Below are 15,224 nucleotides of genomic sequence, written 5' to 3'. Positions count from 1 at the left end.
TCAAATGTTTGGCGCAGGAAGGTGATCAGTAGCATCCAGCCCTCTGTAAAAACGTGTTGCATTTTACTGATCAAAAACCCTGGTGAATCACTCCCGGCTAGCTACGCTTAAACAGGTAACCGATATCGGGAGGGGTTATGCTGACTCATTCTGAAGCCAAACGGTGGGCATCGATAATGCTGAAATCGGCATTATGCGATGGTATGAATACTGACGAGATTTCCCGACAGGTACACCTGGTCTGCGATCATCACGGGCGAGAGTGTCTTGAGGAGTTAATTGAGGAAATCTTAATTGAAGCAGGACGAATAGGGCCTAAGCACAGCAATGGCGAAATTCACCATCACTGAGCTTCAATATTCTGCTCATCGTATCATCCATCATGATGTCTCTTGCTGGATCCGGGAGCTTCCGCTCCCGGACAGCCCGTCTTAGTAAACCTCTTTCACTTTGAAAAGCGACACAGAGTGTGACAGCAAGTTTGCCTGCTCGTTGACCCCCGACGCGGTGGTGGCCACTTCTTCCACTAACGCGGCGTTTTGTTGCGTGACGTGATCCATCTGGGTGATTGCGATGCGAATTTGCTCCACCCCACGGCTTTGCTCTTCCGACGCCAGCGCGATGTTTTCCATCATCACATTGACCTTACTGACGGCTCCACTGATATCCAGCATGGTCTGGCTGGTTTTATTGGCCAGTTCAGCCCCTTCTTCAATATACAGGCGCGATTCATTGATGAGCGTGGTGATCTCTTTTGCAGAGTCGGTACAGCGACGGGCGAGGTTTCTGACTTCGCCTGCGACCACGGCAAAACCGCGCCCGGACTGGCCTGCACGCGCCGCTTCTACGGCGGCGTTCAGGGCCAGAATGTTGGTCTGGAAAGCAATGCTGTCGATAACGCTGATGATCTCAACCATCTTCTGAGCGCTCTGACTGATGGCGTCCATTTTTTTCATCATGCCCCGCATCTGCTCTTCGCCTTCGTTGGCAATTCCGGCGGCGTTTTGCACCATCTGTGCCGCCTCAAGGGCATTATCGGTATTCATTTTCACCGTGGAGGTGATCTGTTCCATGCTCGCCGCGGTTTCCACTACGGCTGCGGCCTGCTCTTCGGTACGACGAGATAGATCGTTGTTGCCGGATGAAATCTCCTGCGTGCCAATATTGATGGACTCAACGCCCTGACGGATAGAGACCACCGTCGAGTTCAGTTCAGCCTGCATGGTTTGTAAAGAGGCGAACAGCAAGCCAATTTCATTATTGTTAGCGACGTGAATATCTCCGGTCAGATCGCCTTTACCGATAAATTCAAAATGCTCAGCCACTTCCTGCAGCGGCAGGATTAACATTTTCCGCATCCAGGCGTTGATAACAAAGAACAACACGGCGGCAAGAATCAGCAAGGCGATCATCACGTACAGGGCAAATTGATAAGAACTGTTGCTGTAACTAATGACGCCATCCAGATTACGCTGCGTGGTATCAATATAAGAGTGATATTCATCATCCCAGGCCTGACGCACCTGCAGGGTTGTGTCGAGATATTTGGCGAGCGCCAGTTTCAGTTCCTGCGGATCATTAATATTAATCAGCAGGCCGGAGTTGTGAGCAATAACAGCTATTTGCTGATCGTAACGGTCTTTCATTCTTGCACCCACTTCCGGATGAATGGTTGAAAGCCCCGGGATTTGCACAAACAGCTGGTATTGCTCAGCGGCGGTCTGCATCTCTTTGCGGATACTGGCCTGAATCGCCGGCTCATCAATATCATCGCCGTGGGTTTTCGCTTGCGAGGCCGAATCAATAATCACCCGCGCGCGCAAAATGGCATTACGCACGTTGTTGAGCGCTTTTTGTTCTCCGGCGTTATAACTTAATGTCTGAATATCATTATTGCTGCGGTGGAGGAAATAGAGTCCCAGCCCGCTGGAAAGAATGAGCATAAGCGTAAAAGTCGTCAGAACGATCAACAGCCCGACTCTGATTTTAATATTTTTCACAGTAAACCCCTTTATAACCTGTAACGAAATACCATCAATGTTGGAAGGGTTATCGGCAGGGGGAAAAGGGGCTTGATTGAGAGAAACATCAAAATCAGTCCAAAACCAAAATATGATGTTTACTGTTTTTTCTGAGGTGAAACGCGATATTTAAACTTGATGATCCGGATGCGTATCCCAGGTGAGGGGGGCAACGGCGCAAAAAAAAGCCCACTAAAAAGTGGGCAAGAAATACTGGAAGCAATGTGAGCAATGTCGTACTGAATACCTGAGTGATTTGCTCAACTATTCAGTGTTGAGAAAGATAATCTTTCTCAACTGAAGTTGCAACCCCATCTTTTGTGTGGTGCGTGATTTTTTTAAGTGCTGATAAAATGTGCAAACAGGCAGCGTGATCCCTATCACAAATATCATTTTGGTGATCCTGTGCTATCCTTTTCTGTGTCGTTGATTTAATGACAAAAAACCATACAGAGAGGAAAGCTATGGGAATTTTATCCTGGATTATCTTTGGGCTTATTGCGGGGATTCTGGCGAAGTGGATCATGCCGGGCAAAGATGGCGGTGGGTTCTTCGTGACAGTAATACTGGGGGTCGTGGGCGCCGTGGTCGGCGGCTGGATCAGCACCCTGTTCGGTTTTGGTAAAGTCGATGGCTTCAATATCGGCAGCTTTGCTGTTGCGGTAGTGGGTGCGCTGGTGGTTCTGTTTATCTACAGAAAAATCAAAAGCTAACAGCGTTCACCATCAAAAAAGACTGCCAAAGGGCAGCCTTTTTAGTTTTCGGGATCACCACCAGCCGAGCTGGGTACCCGCCACCGCCACGACCGCGACGATCAACATAATGATGGTTGTCTTACGCATTTATGCCCCCGGCGCGGCGTAACCGCCGACAAAAAACCACGTTAAAAATACCACTGCCGTTATAAAAATAACGACCGGGAAAACAATTCCGATCCTCATCACATCACCTCTAAGGTTTCCTTGCCCGCAGAGTGTACGGGGTTACTCATCCGGGAGAAAGCGTGTTTTGCTTTTGCCTTTTTTATCCAGGTACATGGCCGTATCCGCCGCGCGCAACGCGCTGTCTGCATCGGTACTGGCAGGATCCACTGCCACCACGCCCAGGCTCGCGCCAGGGTAGACCAGGTGTACGTTTCCAAGCCAGTACTCTCCGGCAATCGACGCGCCAAGCTGCGTGCGCAGAATATTGATTTGCGCGTTATCGACCGCTTTTTCACCCTTACTCAGGCAGGCCACTAAAAACTCATCGCCGCCGATCCGCCCGACGATGTCGTCTTCGGTTTGGCCATCGATCAATCGCTTACCGACCTCAACCAAAAACTGATCGCCCGTCTCATGGCCGTAGCGATCGTTGATGAGCTTAAAATCATCAAGATCGATGTAGGCGATGATGGCATTGCGTTTGAGGTGGCGCGCCAGCGAGAACAGGGTATTGAGATTATCAAAAATCGCCCGGCGGTTGGGTAAACCGGTCAACGCATCCGTATAAGAATGCGCGATCAGCGCCGCGTTCGCTTCGCGCAGCTGGATTACCAGCGACTCTTTTTGAATGTACTGCGCAATCAGCCCGGCAAAAAGCTGCAGAACCTGCTCGGCCCGGTCGCTTAAGGTCTGTTTTTGCGTGCTGGCCGCACAGAGGGTGCCGTACAGCGAACCATCTGCCAGATGAATAGGAATACTCACGTAGGTTGTGATGCCCAGCGCTTTGGCGGCGTCGCAGTCGGCCCAGCGTTCCGCGACCTCATTACTGAAAAAAGAGTTGCTATCGATGGCGCGCTTACACAGCGTATCGCCCCAGGGCACGCTCAGCCCTTCTGGGATCTGCATCTGCTTACTGTTGCGGGCGTAAAGAATATGCTGCAAACGCGCATTGATATCGACTTTCGTCAGATAGGTCGATTCCATCTCGGTGACAATCTCCAGCATTTCCAGGAGCTGTCGAACCAGGCTTTCAAGGGATTGTTCTGTTGCAAGGGTTTCTGAAACACGGGCAAGAATAATATCCGACATGACGTGGGTAAACTCCCATGCAGAAGACGCCAGTATCTGCATGTTGTGCTGAATTTTTCGGCTGGGGCATAGTAAAACACGAATACAGGAAATTTTATATATTGTCGCGGTACGCGTGACAGGGCAGGCGAAAAAAAGCCCCGCACAGGCGTGCGGGGCAAAGACATCTTGATTACGGAATGATGTTCTCTGGTCATTGAGAACGCAGCCACTATAGGGTGAAAAAGTGCAGGTTTAATGGAGAAATCATGGAGAAAACGGCGAAGTCCCGGTACGCTTTAGACTTTGCAAACAGAAAGGACAACCCCATGCGATACCTGCTGCTGGCGATGGCTCTGCCATTGAGCGCCTGTTCGACCCCACCTGACGCGCCGAAACCTCCGCAAATCGGTATGGCTAATCCTGCTGCCGTGTACTGTGTGAAGAAGGGCGGAGAGCGCGTTCCGGTACAAAGTCCGCAGGGCGTGCGCACCGAGTGCAAACTGCCGGGCGGCGAAGTGATTGATGAGTGGGAGTTGTTCCGCCGCGATCACCCAACGCCTGCTGCGTGACAGGGCAGGAGCGACTGCGATACACTTCTCTTTAAGAATTATCTCAGTCCTTGTGGCTGATAACAGAGACCGCGAGAGAAGTATGTTTCAGTTAAAACCGGGCAGCCTGTGCATGGTCATCGGCGCCCGCACTGCCGCCGGGCGGCGCAATATCGGCAAATCCGTGGAGCTTTTTGCGCTCTGCAAGCCAGGCCTGCGTTTCCTGAACCCCGTTAACGGCGTGATGACCGAGCTGCCTGCCAGCGCCGATCGCGCCCTGTGGCTGGTCACCGGCGATGTTTACGCCGTTGATAATCAGCATGGTTTTGCCTTTGTGCGCCCGGAGCATCTGCTGCCGCTGACGCCTGATGATGCGTCACACATCCTCGACGAATTAACTTTCAGCTAACTGGTGCAGCCAGTCGGCCAGGACCCGAGCGTGGTTCTGCCGGGTGTTCTTCGCGCCGTAGAGCAGCGTCAGGGTCTGGTTTTTCGCCAGGGTAGCCACGCGTTGCCCTTCGTCCTGATGCTGCGCCAGCTCCTGCAGATAGGCCTCGCGAAAAGCGGCGAAATCAATGGTTTCGCTGTGAAAGGCTTTGCGTAACTCGCCGGAGGGCGTCAGGGCTTTGTACCACTCATCAAAAGCCAGCGCCTCTTTCTTGATGCCGCGTGGCCAGAGCCGGTCGACCAGAATGCGATAGCCGTCGTTTTCGGCTGGTGCGTCATACACCCGTTTACACTGAATCATTGTCTCTCTCCTCAACCCAGGCGATCAGCTCAGCAAGCTGGTTATCGGAAAATACCTGAATACCGTGTTCACGTAACAACGCAGCGGCGACGCCCATCCCTGCGCGTTTTTGCCCGCGAAAGCTGCCGTCGTAAATCAGCTCGCTGCCGCAGGTAGGGCTGCCGTCGGTCAGCAGGGCGGCGCGGCAGTTCCCCTCCTGGGCTGCACGTAGCGCAAGCCAGGCGGCAAGCTGATAATGCGCGGTCACATCACGGCCGTCACTTTCCAGAATGCGCGCGCGGCCCACCATCACCTCATTCCCGCCGCCTGCCACAATCTCTGCGGGTAAACGCGGGATCGACAATCCTGCTGCCAGCTCCGGGCAGTGCGTCACCAGTCGTTTTTCTTGCTGCCAGCGCCTGAGGGTGTCAGAAATAGCCGCTTTCTCGCTGCCGTTATAGCGAACCTTGTGGCCCATCAGACACGCGCTGACCAGAATTTTGGTTTTCATGAGGTTTCAGACTACCCGAAATAAGGGGGATAATACGCTATCACTATACCACCTGAATTTTTGCCCCTCCAATTTAAGGTATTGTGAACCCTGCAAAAGATCGGTAGGCTGAGGTTCCTTATGTTATCTGATAATTCTTTGGCATATGGAACCTCTCATGGAACTCTCCCCGGTAAAAGACACACTTCGCATTGCACTTGTTGGTGACTACAACCCTGATGTCATTGCTCACCAGGCCATTCCGTTATCCATCGATGATGCGGCGGCCGTGCTGGATATAACGGCGGATTACGACTGGATCGCCACCACCGAGCTGACCAGCCCGGAAGATTTAGTGGGCTACGACGCGATCTGGCTGGTACCGGCAAGTCCGTATAAAAATGTCGACGGGGCGTTTATTGCTGCGCGTTTTGCGCGTGAAAACAGTATTCCGTTTCTAGGAACCTGCGGCGGGTTCCAGCATGCGCTTATTGAATATGCGCGAAACGTGCTGGGCTGGAGCGATGCGGCGCATGCGGAAACCGATACCGACGGCAGAATGGTGATTGCGCCTCTGACCTGCTCGCTGGTGGAAAAAACCGACACCATCGAACTTCGTGCTAACACGATTATCGCCAAAGCCTATGGCCGGGAAGAGATCGAAGAAGGGTATCACTGCAACTACGGCGTTTCTCCGGCGTTCGCGAAAGAGCTGGAAAGCGGCGATATGCGCGTAACGGGCTGGGATGAACAAGGCGAGATTCGCGCGGTAGAACTGGTAACGCATCCGTTCTTCGTCGCCACGCTGTTCCAGCACGAGCGCGGTGCGCTGGCGGGGCGTCCTGTACCGCTGGTACAGGCCATGCTGCACGCTGCTCGCAGCTAAACGGGCAGGCCATTCGGCCTGCCGTCAGACTCAGTGGGGCGTGATCTCGCGGTCGCGCCCGGCAAGCACACCGCAGACCGCCATCACCACGCCAGCCAGCGCACAGGCGATAAGCGGTATCCGCCAGTCACCGGCGGTGTCGTGAATTTTCCCCATCAGCGGTGGACCACAGGCCGCCAGCAGATACCCGACCGACTGCGCCATTCCGGAAAGTGCCGCCGCCTGGTGCGCCGAGCTGGCACGCAGTCCGATAAAGGTCAGGCCCAAAATCATCGTCGCGCCGGAACCAAATCCATAGACAATCGTCCAGAGCACGGCCTGATCCGGCACAAACCAGAACCCGGCGAGACTCACCGCGCACATCAGTGCCGATAACCCGGCGATACCGCGCTGGTCTTTCAGTTTATGCAGCAGCAGCGGCACGGCAAGCCCCGGCGCTGCGGTCGCCAGCTGCAGCAAACCGTGCATCGATCCGGCCTCGGTTTCGCTGTAGCCGTGGCTGAGCAAAATCGCCGGCAGCCAGCCGATAATCACATAGTAAATCAGCGAGTTAATGCCGAGAAACAGCGTCACCTGCCAGGCGAGAGCCGAGCGCCAGATCCCACGGTTGTGCAGCGCCCGCGCATTGCTTAAGGAGGCGGTATGTTTTTGTCGCCACTGGGGTAGCCACAGAAGTGTGGCTAAAAGCGGGAACACCATTAGCATCAGCAGCGCGCCGTGCCAGCCCGCGCCGCTCAGGGCCAGCGGTACGATCATCGCTGAACCCAGCGCCGCCGCCGCGCCCATGGTCAGGGAGTAGGCACCGGTGAGCTTTGCCACCTGGCCTGGAAAATCACGCTTAATCAGGCCAGGGAGCAGAACGTTACCCAGCGCAATTCCGCAGCCGATCACCCCGGTGCCGATAAACAGCAGCGCAGCGGAGGGCAGCGAACGAAGGCCAATGCCCACGCAGATGAGCAGCATGGCGAAAAACAGGCTGCGCTCCATGCCGATCTTCCGCGCCACACCGGCGGCGAGAGGGGAAATCAGCGCAAAGGCCAGCAGCGGCAGAGTGGTCAGTAGGCCGGTCTGGGCAGTCGTCAGGCCGTAGTCGTGACGAATCATGTCCAGTAAAGGAGCCGCACCGGTAAAGGTGACGCGCAAAGTGGTGGCAATCATCAAAATACCGGCAATCAACAGCAGGCGATCTTTGCCGGAAGAGGGAATAGCAGTAGTCATGGTTTTCTCTGACAACGTAACGAGGGCACACAATACCCGTTTTCCACCCTGTTTAAATCAAGCTAAAATGACACTTTATCGCTAATATCGGACAACTTTATGCAAGGTCTCGGACTTGACGGCTACGATCCCGACAGCCAGCACGATGCGGCCGTGGCGTTTCGCATCCGCGTGGTGGAAGACGAACAGCGCATTCCGCGCCACCAGCACCGTAAAGGTCAGCTGATCCTTGCCCTGCGCGGGGCCATCACCTGCGAAGTGGAAAACGCCATGTGGATGGTGCCCCCGCAGTACGCGGTGTGGATCCCAGGCCAAATCCCTCACAGCAACAAAGCTACGCCCGGTGCGCAGCTCTGTTTTCTGTTTATTGAGCCGGGCGCGGTGACGCTTCCGGATCGCTGCTGTACGTTAAAAATCTCCCCGCTGGTGCGCGAGCTGATCCTGACGCTGGCGAGCAAAACCCGCGAGCAGCTGTTGCTCCCGTCCACCTCCCGGCTGGTTGATGTGCTGTTTGATGAAGTCCCGCAGCAGCCGCAGGAGCAGCTCCAGCTGCCGGTTTCACCGCACCCTAAAATTCGCATGATGAGCGAAACCATGGCTGAGCAACCCGCCGAGTGGCAGACGCTGGCCCAGTGGGCGAGCCACTTTGCCATGAGCGAGCGCAATCTGGCGCGGCTGGTGGTGAAGGAGACGGGCCTGAGTTTTCGCCGCTGGCGTCATCAGCTGCAGTTAATCGTCGCGCTACAGCTGTTGATTGGCGGCAAATCGGTCCAGCAGGCGGCGCAGTCACTGGGATATGACTCCACCACCGCGTTTATTACGATGTTCAAAAAAGGGTTGGGGCAGACACCCGCGCGCTATATCGCCAGCCTGTCTACGACTTCCCAATAAACAGGGACACCAGCCCGGCGGCGATCAGCGGGCCGACCGGCACGCCGCGGAACAGCGCCACGCCGAGCACCGTCCCGACCAGCAGACCGGCGACGAGAGAGGGTTGCGAACTCATCAGCGTTACCCCGCGCCCGCCGAGCCAGGAGACGAACACCCCCACGGCGATGGCCACCAGCGATTTCCAGTTCACAAAGGAGTGTAGAAGCGTCGAGGCCGGGAGCGTACCGCTGGCGATGGGAGCCATCACCCCGATGGTCAGAATGATGATCCCGATGGTCAGGCCCTGTTTTTCTATCCACGGGAAGAAGGTGTTGAGCGGGGTTACGCGTACGATAATTAACACCAGGATTGAAATGGCCACCGTGGTGTTGTGGCTGACAAAGCCCAGCGCAGCCAGCGCCAGCAGGATCAGCAGGGTAGGGTCAAACATGAGGGGTATCCTTGCCAGAAAAAGTAAGCCTGCTTACTTTACCCGCAAAGGCGAGCGTAAACAGGCTTTTATCGACAAATCCCCCATTTTTGGGCAGCTGCCAGAGGCTAGCTCACTAACACCTTCACCAGCGGGCTACCGTCGCGAATAAACACCGGAATCGTCTCCAGCGCCGCGTCGACCGTCACGCGTTCGCCGCCGCGATATCGCTCGCCGTTTAAAGCGATCCAGTGATCTCCTGCGGGAAGCCAGACGTCACGCTGGCGCTGCCCGGCGTGCATCACAGGTGCAACCAGCAGATCTTCGCCGAACAGATACTGATCTTCCGTCTCCCAGCTCTGTTTTTCCTGCGGATAGTGCCAGAACAGGGGGCGCATCAGCGGGTCGCCGTGCTGATGGGCATTCTCATACAGGGCGTCAATGTACGGGCGCAGTTTTTCACGCACTGACAGCCAGTGCTGCATGATAGCGAAGTTCGCTTCGCCGTAGCTCCACAGCTCGTTGGGCGAGCCGCTGTTGCACTGAGGAATGCCGTCGCGGTAGCGCTCTGGCGGCTGGATTTGCGGCTCACGATAGCCGTGCATGCGCAGTACCGGACAGAAGACCGCCCACTGGAACCAGCGAATCAGCAGCTCATGGAATGCCGGATCGTTGACGTTTCCGCCCTGGAATCCACCGATGTCCGTGGTCCACCACGGGATGCCCGCCAGCCCCATATTCAGCCCGGCGGCCAGTTGGTTGCGAAACGCGTGGAAGGATGAATGCACATCGCCGGACCACGCCAGCACGCCGTAGCGCTGACTGCCCGCCCAGGAACACCGCACCAGATTGACGATATCGCGCTCGCCGTTAGCGGTTAAGCCTTCGTAGAAGCCCTGCGCAAAATCGCGCGGATAGCGGTTGCCCACCTCCAGCACCGGGCCGGCGTGATAGCGATAATTATCAAAATCGTAGGCGCGGTACTCCGGCTCGGCTTCATCCAGCCAGAACAGTTTGATGCCCAGATCGTAGTAGTTTTTCTTAACGGTCTCCCAGACAAATTCACGCGCCTGCGGATGGGTCGCGTCGAAAAAGGTGGTGTTGCCCATAAAGTCGAGATTCACCTGCACGCCGCGCTCGCTGCTGACCAGCCAGCCTTTGGCTTTCATCTGCGGGAACAGTGGGCTGCGCGCTTCAACGGTCGGCCAGACGGAGACCATCAGCTCGATGCCCATTTCAGTGAGTTCATCCACCATCGCCTTGGGATCGGGCCAGTCGACCGGGTCGAAACACCAGGTGCCCTGATTCGGCCAGTGGAAGAAATCAATCACCATCACAGCGAGCGGCAGGTTGCGACGGCGATATTCCCGCGCCACTTCCAGTACCTCCTGCTGGGTGCGGTAGCGCAATTTGCACTGCCACAGGCCGCTGATAAAGGACGGGGCAGGCGGCGGAGTGCCGGTGGCGGTGACATACTGGCGGGTGATCTCCGCAATGCTGTCGCCTGCGGTGATCCAGTAGTCCATCTCCCCCGTGACGCGGGCGCGCCATTCGGTCTGGTTTTTGGCGAAGCTGACCTCTCCAATCGCCGGATTATTCCACAGCACGCCGTAGCCCAGATTCGACTGCATAAAAGGCACGCTGGCCTGAGAGTTGCGCTGGGCCAGTTCGAGGGTACAGCCTTTGAGATCCAGCCAGGGCTGCTGATACTGACCCATACCGTAAATCCGCTCCTCAGGGCGCGATTCAAAGCGCACGGTGAGCTGATACTTGCCGCCCGCCAGTGGTTTGAATTCGCGACCGTCGAGTTTCAGGGCGCTGACATATTTATCCTGGCTCTTTTCGCTGGCACCGATCCCCACCGTTGAGCGCTGACGCCACATCTCCTCCAGCAGCAGCTCGCCGCGCTGGTTATAAAATGCCAGCTGACCTTTCAGATTCAGGGTGGCGGTGATGTTGCCGTTGCGCAGCGTCAGGCTTTCGTTCTCCGCGGTGATCTCCGCGGTGCAGGGGGCCGCTGGCAGGAGAGCCTGTAACGCTTCGCTGAAGTCCGGCGAGCAGGTGGCTCTCACGCGCAGGCTGTTTTTACCCCACGGTTCGATGCGCAGGATCTGCCGCTCAAAGCGCCACTCGATACTGTTGGTATGTTGAATGAGTTCACTCATGGTTAATGCGTCCTTTTACGAAAGACTGTGTTTGGCAAGGTTGATGGATTGCATGGTGCGGTCGTCGAGCTTGTACCAGCGCAGGGTGGCAAATGCGCACAGGGAGAGAATGCCCGGCACCACGGTAAAGAGGGCGATGATGCAGTACATGGCGGTGGAGGTTTGCTCCGGTGCGTTAGCCACATAGCCGCTGAAGCCCAGCGTCCAGCCGACGATGGCACCGCTGATGGCCATTCCCAGTTTGAGCACGGCGAGGAAGGTCGAGAAGATCACGCCGTCCATGCGTTTGCCCTGTTTCCATTCGCCATAATCGGCGACGTCAGCCATCATCACCCACATAAAGGTGGTGGTGGCCTGATAAAGGGTGGAGATAATGAAGGTGAGCGGCACCAGTACGACGACCATTTTCGGCGCGAAGAACAGGGCGATACTCAGCACGCCTGCCAGCACCGCGCAGTAGCCAAACATCTGTACTTTGCTGTAGTTGCGCGTCAGGCGTTTTGCCAGCGCGCTGCCCGCCGCTTTACCGAGAATATGCGCGCCGAGCATCCACATAAAATAGCTGGCGCTGCCGAGATAATAGGTGACGAAATACATCATCGCCCCTAGACGAATAACCCCAAAACCAATATTGGTTAATACCAGAACGGCAACCACGCGCCACTGATCGTTGCGCAATAAATCGCGTAACTCTGCCAGATAATTATTGTGCGTCGCGGGCGCGTTAATACGCTCGCGGGTATTAGCAAAACAGATCCAGAACATAATGACCGCAATCGTCGCCATTATTGCCATCGCCCAGCGATAGCCGAGTAATTTATCGTCGCCGCCGAGAAATTCAGCCAGGGGCATCATAAAGAAGGTGGATAACGCACCGCCGAGGGTGGCGAGGAAAAAGCGATACGATTGCAGGGAAATACGCGCTTCGTTGTCCGGAGTAATCACCGCGCCCATCGAGCAATAGGGGATATTAATGGCGGTATACATCAGCATCATCACCGTGTAGCTGATGGTGGCAAAAATCATTTTGCCGTGCAGATCCAGCGACTCCGGCACGGCGTAGGTGAGCAGACAACTGGCACCAAACGGCAGGGCCAGCCACAGCATCCACGGGCGGAATTTACCCCAGCGGGTGCGGGTGCGATCGGCAATATAGCCCATCGCCGGATCGATAATCGCATCTGCCGTTCTTGCCAGCAGAAACATGGTTCCCACAAAGGCGGCGGGCAGACCGACGACGTCCGTATAATAAAAGGTCAGAAAGATAATAACGTTATCCAGCCCAATATGGCTCGCCATATCACCTAACCCATAACTGATTTTCTCTTTACGGGAAATTGTATTGCTCATGTTATTCACCTTGCCAGTGTAAGGTTTATTTGCGGGTGTTCTTGTATGCAGTGTTAAGCAGGCAGGAGGGGTTAACAATTACGAGATTTGGCAATGGACTTATGGAAATCCTTTTTCGTGATACCGGTAACAATTTATTGTGATGTGGGTTGTATTTAACGTGAGGGGATTATTTTCACCAGAATCGTTTCAGCTTATTCGTATTCATCGGGCTGACCTGAATCTGTCATATCATTGTCATCTGTGGGGATTAAAAAGGGACAAACGCAGCAAAAGGGGAATCAACATGAACGATCACATGTTTGTTGAAACGCTGATTATCTCGTCGTCGTTTTTTACCATTGCGATAATACTGGTGGCCTCAGTGATGTTTCTGGAAAAACGCGGCTGACAGAACTGCCAGCCGGGATGCTCAGACGCGGCGAAACGCCACCAGCTCAGGCTGGGCGATGCGCAGGTAGTCGTGGGTATTCATAATGACCGATTTTTCCAGCAGACCGGCGTTAAAGGCAATCTCATCGTAACGCTCGAACAGCAGGGGATCGGCAACCAGCGTCAGGTCCGGATGAAAGCTGAACGGGGGAATTGCCCCGAAGACGCAGGACGTTAAAACGTCCACTTCCGCCGGGCTTGCAAGCGAAGCTTTGCTCCCGCCAAAATGGCTGGCTAATTGACTCAAATCGGCCTGCTGATCCGCCGCCAGAATCGCCAGCACATGTTTTTTCACCCCGTTACCCTTAACTTTACAGACCAGCGCTTTCGCACCCTGGCTCAGCGCCGTACCGCGAATCTCGCTCACCGCTTCGCATTTTCCTACCGCCGCATGTTCTACCACGCGATATTGCGCGCCCTGGTCAGATAACAGTGCGATCAGCTGCTGGTGGGTGGCGGTGCCTTTTATCTCGTCTGACATGATCGTTATTTCCCTCGGGTTGTTAAGTCGTGCGACTACATTAGCACAGTGTATTTTAAGAGCATTAATTTCAAGAAACCGATAATGCCCACGCGTGGGGCTATTTTTACGTCTGCTTGATATTTACCAGGGAAATGACAGATACGGACATTTAACAGGCTATGCATGAGTGGGAGGGCGGATAGGACGCTTATCTCGGGAATAATGGTGTGCATTATGCCGAGGGGTAAAACCCTCGACTGTATTAATGTGAGTCAGTAAATAAAACAGCCAGCATTTGGGCGCTGGCTGTTTGTTTATGCGTTACTGGTACTTTGCGTGTGGAACAGTTCGCGGAAGACCGGATAAATATCATCCTGATCGCGGATATGCTGCATGGCAAAGTTATCGAACATCGCCTGCAGGTGTTCATATTCCCGCCAGAGCGTTTGATGTGCGCGACGGGTAATTTCGATGTAGCTGTAATACCGCACCACCGGCAAAATTTTCTTCGCCAGAATTTCGTGACAGAGCGGGGAGTCATCCGCCCAGTTATCGCCATCGGACGCCTGCGCGGCATAAATATTCCACTGCGCCGGGTCGTAGCGCTCTTTCACCACTTCATCCATCAGCTTCAGGGCGCTGGATACAATGGTCCCGCCGGTTTCCTGAGAGTAGAAGAACTCGTGCTCATCCACCTCTTTAGCCTGCGTGTGGTGGCGGATATAGACGACATCCACGTTCTTATAGGTTCTGCTCAGGAACAGGTAGAGCAGAATATAAAAGCGCTTCGCCATATCTTTGGTGGCTTGATCCATCGAGCCGGAGACGTCCATCAGGCAGAACATCACCGCCTGGCTGGAAGGTTCCGGACGTTTCTCGTAGTTCTTGTAACGCAAGTCAAAGGTGTCAATAAACGGCACACGCTCGATTTTTGCCCGTAGTTCGGCTATCTCTTTGCGCAGCCGTTCTTCCTCCAGCAGTTGCGCAGGCTCGCTGTTTTCAACGGTCTTAAGGCTGACCTCCAGTTCGCGCAGTTCACGACGTTTACCCGCCGTCATCGCGGTGCGTCGGGCCAGCGAGTTTTGCAGGGAACGCACTACGCTAATATTTGCCGGAACGCCGTTGGCGGTATAACCGGCGCGGTGGGTTTTGTACTCGTTAAGCTGACGGTGCTGATTTTTTTTCAGGTTTGGCAGCGCCAAATCCTCGAACAGCAGATCGAGATACTCATCTTTGGAAATCTGGAAGACGAACTCATCCTGGCCTTCACCGTCCTGACTTGCTTGACCCTGACCGCTTCCTGAACCACCGCCACCGCCCTGCGGGCGTTCAATACGATCGTTCTGGACGAAATGGTCGTTACCTGGGTGTACGCGATGGCGCAAGCCGCCCCGTCCCTGATGGAACATCGGTTCGCTAATATCATCCGTCGGGATAGAGACGGACTCGCCGCTATCCACATCGGTCACCGAACGTTTGTTGATGGCCTCGGAGATCGACTGTTTAATTTGCGCTTTATAACGGCGCAAGAAGCGCTGGCGGTTCACCGTGCTCTTGTTTTTGCCGTTAAGACGCCGGTCAATAAACCAGGTCATATGCCCCCCGTACTGCATTGCCAACTTTCGCACTC

Annotated in this window: 18 protein-coding genes; 6 read left to right on the top strand and 12 right to left on the bottom strand. The window is 55.0% G+C overall.

All coding sequences use genetic code 11. The features are described 5' to 3' along the window. Positions 1–431 precede the first annotated feature (431 nt). The gene (locus F153LOC_RS04615) at positions 432–2,000 is read right to left on the bottom strand and encodes a methyl-accepting chemotaxis protein (RefSeq protein ID WP_233210340.1); all 1,569 of its coding nucleotides are present in this window, start codon (positions 1,998–2,000) and stop codon (positions 432–434) included. Between the two features lie 485 nt (positions 2,001–2,485). Between F153LOC_RS04615 and F153LOC_RS04610 the strand changes: the two genes are divergently transcribed. Beyond that, the gene (locus F153LOC_RS04610) at positions 2,486–2,734 is read left to right on the top strand and encodes a GlsB/YeaQ/YmgE family stress response membrane protein (protein WP_100780542.1); all 249 of its coding nucleotides are present in this window, start codon (positions 2,486–2,488) and stop codon (positions 2,732–2,734) included. A gap of 54 nt (positions 2,735–2,788) precedes the next feature. Here F153LOC_RS04610 and yoaJ read toward each other — a convergent pair whose 3' ends face one another. From yoaJ to F153LOC_RS04600, 3 genes are read right to left on the bottom strand one after another with little or no spacing between them, the layout of a single operon-like run. After that, positions 2,789–2,863 (bottom strand): protein YoaJ, encoded by a 75-nt coding sequence (yoaJ, locus tag F153LOC_RS21860; RefSeq protein ID WP_107704291.1) that lies wholly within the window; start codon positions 2,861–2,863, stop codon positions 2,789–2,791. Then, on the bottom strand, positions 2,864–2,962 hold the full coding sequence (locus F153LOC_RS04605) for a YoaK family small membrane protein (RefSeq protein ID WP_041689378.1): 99 nt from the start codon (positions 2,960–2,962) through the stop codon (positions 2,864–2,866). It abuts the gene before it with no gap. A gap of 42 nt (positions 2,963–3,004) precedes the next feature. Next, on the bottom strand, positions 3,005–4,033 hold the full coding sequence (locus F153LOC_RS04600) for a sensor domain-containing diguanylate cyclase (protein WP_102103469.1): 1,029 nt from the start codon (positions 4,031–4,033) through the stop codon (positions 3,005–3,007). Positions 4,034–4,341: 308 nt separating this feature from the next. Here F153LOC_RS04600 and F153LOC_RS04595 point away from each other — a divergent pair, with 308 nt between their 5' ends. Further along, positions 4,342–4,584, top strand: coding sequence for a DUF333 domain-containing protein (locus F153LOC_RS04595; RefSeq protein ID WP_102103470.1), 243 nt, complete (start codon positions 4,342–4,344; stop codon positions 4,582–4,584). Positions 4,585–4,666: 82 nt separating this feature from the next. Continuing rightward, positions 4,667–4,972, top strand: coding sequence for a hypothetical protein (locus tag F153LOC_RS04590; RefSeq protein ID WP_100780540.1), 306 nt, complete (start codon positions 4,667–4,669; stop codon positions 4,970–4,972). Here the strand turns inward: F153LOC_RS04590 and F153LOC_RS04585 are convergent. Together F153LOC_RS04585 and F153LOC_RS04580 are read right to left on the bottom strand one after the other, a co-directional pair. Then, complete coding sequence (locus tag F153LOC_RS04585; RefSeq protein WP_102103471.1) at positions 4,958–5,311, bottom strand: DUF488 domain-containing protein; 354 nt, start codon at positions 5,309–5,311, stop codon at positions 4,958–4,960. The genes F153LOC_RS04590 and F153LOC_RS04585 overlap by 15 nt on opposite strands. Continuing rightward, positions 5,298–5,801: a DUF523 domain-containing protein gene (locus tag F153LOC_RS04580; protein WP_102103472.1), complete on the bottom strand. Its 504-nt coding sequence runs from the start codon at positions 5,799–5,801 to the stop codon at positions 5,298–5,300. Before F153LOC_RS04580 ends, F153LOC_RS04585 begins: the two co-directional genes overlap by 14 nt. Before the next feature lie 157 nt (positions 5,802–5,958). On the opposite strand from F153LOC_RS04580, the gene F153LOC_RS04575 reads away from it, so the two are divergent. Then, positions 5,959–6,666: a CTP synthase gene (locus F153LOC_RS04575; RefSeq protein WP_102103473.1), complete on the top strand. Its 708-nt coding sequence runs from the start codon at positions 5,959–5,961 to the stop codon at positions 6,664–6,666. Between the two features lie 30 nt (positions 6,667–6,696). Here F153LOC_RS04575 and F153LOC_RS04570 read toward each other — a convergent pair whose 3' ends face one another. Then, complete coding sequence (locus F153LOC_RS04570; protein ID WP_102103474.1) at positions 6,697–7,884, bottom strand: CynX/NimT family MFS transporter; 1,188 nt, start codon at positions 7,882–7,884, stop codon at positions 6,697–6,699. A 99-nt stretch (positions 7,885–7,983) separates the two neighbouring features. On the opposite strand from F153LOC_RS04570, the gene F153LOC_RS04565 reads away from it, so the two are divergent. After that, positions 7,984–8,775, top strand: coding sequence for a helix-turn-helix transcriptional regulator (locus tag F153LOC_RS04565; protein ID WP_102103475.1), 792 nt, complete (start codon positions 7,984–7,986; stop codon positions 8,773–8,775). On the opposite strand, the gene F153LOC_RS04560 is transcribed toward F153LOC_RS04565, so the two are convergent. The 3 genes from F153LOC_RS04560 to F153LOC_RS04550 form a co-directional block, all read right to left on the bottom strand. Further along, positions 8,759–9,205 (bottom strand): DUF441 domain-containing protein, encoded by a 447-nt coding sequence (locus F153LOC_RS04560; protein WP_003857881.1) that lies wholly within the window; start codon positions 9,203–9,205, stop codon positions 8,759–8,761. The genes F153LOC_RS04565 and F153LOC_RS04560 overlap by 17 nt on opposite strands. A 107-nt stretch (positions 9,206–9,312) precedes the next feature. Beyond that, positions 9,313–11,349, bottom strand: coding sequence for a TIM-barrel domain-containing protein (locus F153LOC_RS04555; RefSeq protein WP_102103476.1), 2,037 nt, complete (start codon positions 11,347–11,349; stop codon positions 9,313–9,315). A gap of 15 nt (positions 11,350–11,364) precedes the next feature. Beyond that, positions 11,365–12,699, bottom strand: a complete 1,335-nt coding sequence (locus F153LOC_RS04550; RefSeq protein WP_102103477.1) for a glycoside-pentoside-hexuronide (GPH):cation symporter — start codon at positions 12,697–12,699, stop codon at positions 11,365–11,367. Positions 12,700–12,985: 286 nt separating this feature from the next. Here F153LOC_RS04550 and yoaI point away from each other — a divergent pair, with 286 nt between their 5' ends. After that, complete coding sequence (yoaI, locus tag F153LOC_RS21735) at positions 12,986–13,090, top strand: small membrane protein YoaI (protein ID WP_228483420.1); 105 nt, start codon at positions 12,986–12,988, stop codon at positions 13,088–13,090. A gap of 21 nt (positions 13,091–13,111) precedes the next feature. Here yoaI and F153LOC_RS04545 read toward each other — a convergent pair whose 3' ends face one another. Further along, entirely contained in the window at positions 13,112–13,612 is a 501-nt protein-coding gene (locus F153LOC_RS04545; RefSeq protein ID WP_102103478.1) for a YbaK/prolyl-tRNA synthetase associated domain-containing protein, read from the bottom strand. A 296-nt stretch (positions 13,613–13,908) separates the two neighbouring features. Next, positions 13,909–15,189, bottom strand: a complete 1,281-nt coding sequence (locus tag F153LOC_RS04540) for a YeaH/YhbH family protein (RefSeq protein WP_102103479.1) — start codon at positions 15,187–15,189, stop codon at positions 13,909–13,911. Between the last annotated feature and the right edge of the window lie 35 nt (positions 15,190–15,224).

The organism is Lelliottia sp. F153, assembly GCF_002870005.1.
Lineage (GTDB): Bacteria > Pseudomonadota > Gammaproteobacteria > Enterobacterales > Enterobacteriaceae > Enterobacter > Enterobacter nimipressuralis.
This window is presented reverse-complemented; position numbering and strand designations above follow the sequence as displayed.